This window comes from Stenotrophomonas sp. P5_B8 (assembly GCF_054049855.1).
In genome coordinates this window covers 1-4284 of sequence record NZ_JBFULO010000348.1, presented here as the reverse complement: position 1 = coordinate 4284, position 4284 = coordinate 1, and the positions used below count along the sequence as shown (strand labels likewise).

Below are 4284 nucleotides of genomic sequence, written 5' to 3'. Positions count from 1 at the left end.
CTGTTCGGGCGGACCAAGGGAGATTCCGGCGTGGGCGCCAAGCTACAAGTCGATCGTCGAGATCCAGGCTCCTACGGCGGCCCACGCCGGCTCTCGACGCCTACGCTGCCAGATTCCAAACAGATAACGCTCCTGGGCAAAATAAAGGAGGAGGCCGCTTGCGGCCGGGGGACATTTGCACCAGGGGCCTACCGGCTGCTACGGGGCCCTCACGCTCGCGGCAATCTCGAGCGAAGAGCCACGGCTCCAACCATCGCACCGCGGTTCCACTCCTATAACACGGCTCTCCCGCTCAACCCGAATTAAGGAATTGTAAAGCGAATGAGAACGCTTTACATTTACACCCCCTGCGCTGCCGGCGCGGGCCTGGCCGGAATCCAAGGACGGCCGCCGGGCCCTGCTCACCACCCACGGCCGCAACGGCGCCGACCCACCGTCGGGTTCCACCCACCCCTCAGAAGGATCTAAACGCCAGGCGCTTCCGGTGCCCGGCCTGCCGTGCCCGCTGCCTGCTGCTTCCCCCTCCGAGACCGATTCGAGACCCTGCGCATGACCTTCCGCGATCTTCCGCCCCGCTCCTTCCGCCACGCCCCGCTGAGCCTGGCCCTGCTCTCCGTCCTGTCGCTGGCCTCGCCGCTGGCGCTGGCCGACGCGCTTGCCGATGCCGGCGGCAATGCCGATGCCAAGACCCTGGACAAAGTCAGCGTCGTCGGCGACCGCGCCGCGCCGTCCAGCACCACCCGCCTGCCGATGACCCTGCAGGAAACCCCGCAGTCGGCCACCTCGATCGGGCTGCAGCGGCTGCAGGACGAATCGCTGTTCAGCCTCAACGACGTCATGCGCAACGTCACCGGCGTCAGCGTGTCCTTCTACGACACCCAACGCCCGTTGTACTACGCGCGCGGCTTTGCCATCACCGATTTCCAGGTCGATGGCATCCCCACTTACAGCGGGTCGACCAACCAGGAATACGACACCGCCTTCTACGACCGCGTCGAAGTGATCCGCGGCGCCAACGGCCTGCTCAGCGGCGCCGGCGTACCCTCGGCCACGGTCAACCTGCTGCGCAAGCGCCCGGGCAAGGACTTCGACGCCTCGTTCTCGGTCAGTGCCGGCAGCTGGGATTACCGTCGCATGGAGGCCGACGTGACCGCGCCGCTGACCGCCGACGGCCGCTTCCGCAGCCGCGTCGTTGCCGCCTACACCGACCGTGATTTCTATTACGACCGCTACAAAGAAAACAAGATGGCCGGCATGGCGGTGCTGGAAGGCGATATCACCGACAGCACCACCGTCACCGTCGGTTACCAGACCCAGGACAACAACCCGGTCGGCTCCACCTGGGGCACCGTGCCGTTCTTCGACAGCCAGGGCAACTTCGCCCACCTGTCGCGCTCGACCAACCTGGCGCCGAAGTGGAGCTACTGGCAGCGCGAAACCAGCACCGTGTTCGCCAACCTCGAGCAGCGCTTCGGCGAAGACTGGCTGCTGAAGATCAACACCGCCTACACCCGTGGCAACGTGCAGAACATCCGCCTGTACGGCACCGGCTACCCCGATCCGGCGACCGGMTCGGGCATCTACCTGCGCACCGCCGCCGGTGATTCGGAAGACACCCGCCGCAACGTGGATGCCTACCTGACCGGCACCTTCAACCTGTTCGGTCGCGAGCACGACGTGACCGTCGGCGCGCAGTGGGCCGACCTGGAAGGCACCACCAACACGGTCGCGCTGAACTACCCCACCGACTGGGCGCGCTGCGGCAACGAGCGCTGCTACTACATCCCCAACGTGTACGACTGGGATGGCGACATCTCCGAGGTGACCTACACCCGCACCGGCGCGCGCCGGGTGGCCAAGACCACGCAGAGTGGCGTCTACCTGGCCACGCGCCTGCGCCTGGCCGATCCGCTGGCGCTGATCGCCGGTGCGCGCCTGAGCCGGTGGCAGACCCAGACCCGCGCCTACAACGCGGCCGGCACCTACACCGCCACCAGCGGCGCCTACAAGGTGAGCGACGAAGTCACCCCGTACGTCGGCCTGGTGTATGACATCACCCCGCAGTTTGCGGTGTATGCCAGCTACACCGAGATCTTCAATCCGCAGAACTACAAGGACAGGAACGAAAACCTGCTGGCGCCGGTGCAGGGCTCCAACCTTGAAGCCGGCATCAAGAGCCAGTGGTTCCAGGGCCGCCTGACCGCCAATGCGGCCGTGTTCGAGGCCAAGCAGGACAACTACGCCGTGCGCGACATGAGCGTGCCCGATGGCTCGCTCAGCGATGGCAGCTCGGCCTACATCGGCGTCAAYGGCACCAAGGCGCGCGGCTGGGAAATGGACATCAACGGCGAGATCCTGCCGGGCTGGACGGTCAATGCCGGCTTCACCCATGTCAAGGTCACCCGCGCGGCCACCGACCTGCTCTACGCCAACCCGGCCGAAGACCTGCTGCAGCTCAACACCCAGGTGCAACTGCGCGGCGCACTGGCGCGCCTGAGCGTGGGCGGCGGCGTGCAGTGGCAGAGCAAGGTGCAGGGCTACAACATCCCCTACCCGCTCGGCGGCACGGTCACGGTGAACCAGCCGGCGTATGCGCTGGTGCAGTTCAACGCCAACTACCGCATCAGCGACAACTGGACCGCTACGCTGAGCGTGCGCAACGCCCTGGACAAGACCTACTGGGCCAACCTGGACTACAACAACTACGGCGAACCGCGCTTCGTGGCGGCCAGTCTGCGCTGGAAGTTCTGACGGCGGACGCCCAACACGCTGCTGCAACGGACGGGTCGCCTGCGGGCGGCCCGTTTTTTTGGCGGCCCGGCACCCGGTAGTGCCGGCCGCTGGCCGGCTCCTCGATAGCCAACGATCCGGGAGTGCCGGCCGCTGGCCGGCGCCTCGATAGCCACCGATCCGGGAGTGCCGGCCGTTGGCCGGCGCCTCGGCGATCCTGGCATTGCGTGGAGCCGGCCAACGGCCGGCACTACCGCGGTCTCGTCTCCCGCAGCGTCCACATCACCGGCAGCACCAGTACCGCCACCACCGCGATCATCGCGCCGGGCGCTGCGGCCCAGCCGGTGTGGCGCACCAGCAGTTCGGCCAGCAACGGCGTGGCGCCGCCGAAGAACGCGGTGGCCATGGTCACGCCGAGTGCCAGGCCGCTCAGACGCCCCTCGCCGGGGAACTGTTCGGCCGTGGCCGGTGCGGCGACCGCGCTTACCCCGCCGGCCAGGCAGGCCAGCACCACCGCCGCGATGCCGATCAACAAGGTCTGACCACCCGCCATCAGCGTAAACATGCTCAACGGCAGCAGCGCGCACAGCAGCGCCAAGCCGATCAGCACCGGGCGCCGCCCGATCCGGTCGGAYAGCGCACCGGCCAGCGGCGTCACCACGATCACCGCCACCGCCGCCACGGTGGACAACCACAGCGCCTCCGATTCACCGACCTCGCCTGCCGAGCCCAGGAACGCCGGCACATAGGTGATGCCGACGTAGTAGGTGATCGACCCCAGCGCGGAAATGGCGAAGGTGCGCGCCACCGCGCCGCGATGGAAACGCCAGGTATCGCGGATCGGCGAGGTCGGTACGGTGCCAGCCGCCTTCTGCCGCTCGAACTCCGGTGACTCGTGCATGGTCGAGCGTGCCAGCAGGATCGCACCGGCCAGTGCCGCGCCGACGAAGAACGGGATGCGCCAGCCCCAGCCGTCCAGCTGCGCGGTGCTCAACAGGGCCACGGTCAACGCCGACAGCGCCACCGCCAGCAGTGCGCCGACTTCGCTGGCCGCAGAGGCCAGCGAGGTGACCAGGCCGCGTCGGTGCGTCGGTGCGGTTTCCAGCAGGTAGGCCACCACACCGGTGTACTCGCCGCCGACCGAGAACGCCATCAGGCAGCGCAGCAGCAACAGCAGCACGCCGGCACTGGCGCCGATGCTGTCGAAGGTGGGCAGCAGCGCGGTGGCCAGCATCGCCAGCGTCATCAGCAGCATCGAGGCCAGCAGCATGTAGCGCCGCCCGAAGCGATCACCGAGATGGCCAAAGCACAAGGCACCCAGTGGACGCATCAGATAAGACACCGCGAACCCGGCCAGTGTCGCCAGCAGCGCATTCTCGCCGCCGCCGAAGAACACCCGCGACAGCACCGTGGCCAGGTACAGGTACAGGGTGAAGTCGTACCACTCCACCACGGTGGACAGCCCGGCGATGATCATCGAGCGGGTGCGCCGTTCCGGCGCCAGGGGCGCGGGCACACTCATGCGGGTGCCACCGGCGCGGCGGCGGTGATGGG

The 4284-nt window shown here is 67.9% G+C and carries 2 protein-coding genes; one reads left to right on the top strand and one right to left on the bottom strand.

Going from position 1 to position 4284, the window contains the following annotated elements; all coding sequences use genetic code 11:
* The first annotated feature begins 549 nt into the window (after window positions 1-549).
* Entirely contained in the window at window positions 550-2751 is a 2202-nt protein-coding gene (locus ACXJKH_RS16065) for a TonB-dependent siderophore receptor (protein ID WP_457320784.1), read from the top strand.
* 229 nt (window positions 2752-2980) lie between these two features.
* On the opposite strand, the gene ACXJKH_RS16060 is transcribed toward ACXJKH_RS16065, so the two are convergent.
* Window positions 2981-4252: an MFS transporter gene (locus ACXJKH_RS16060; RefSeq protein ID WP_457320786.1), complete on the bottom strand. Its 1272-nt coding sequence runs from the start codon at window positions 4250-4252 to the stop codon at window positions 2981-2983.
* Window positions 4253-4284 lie beyond the last annotated feature (32 nt).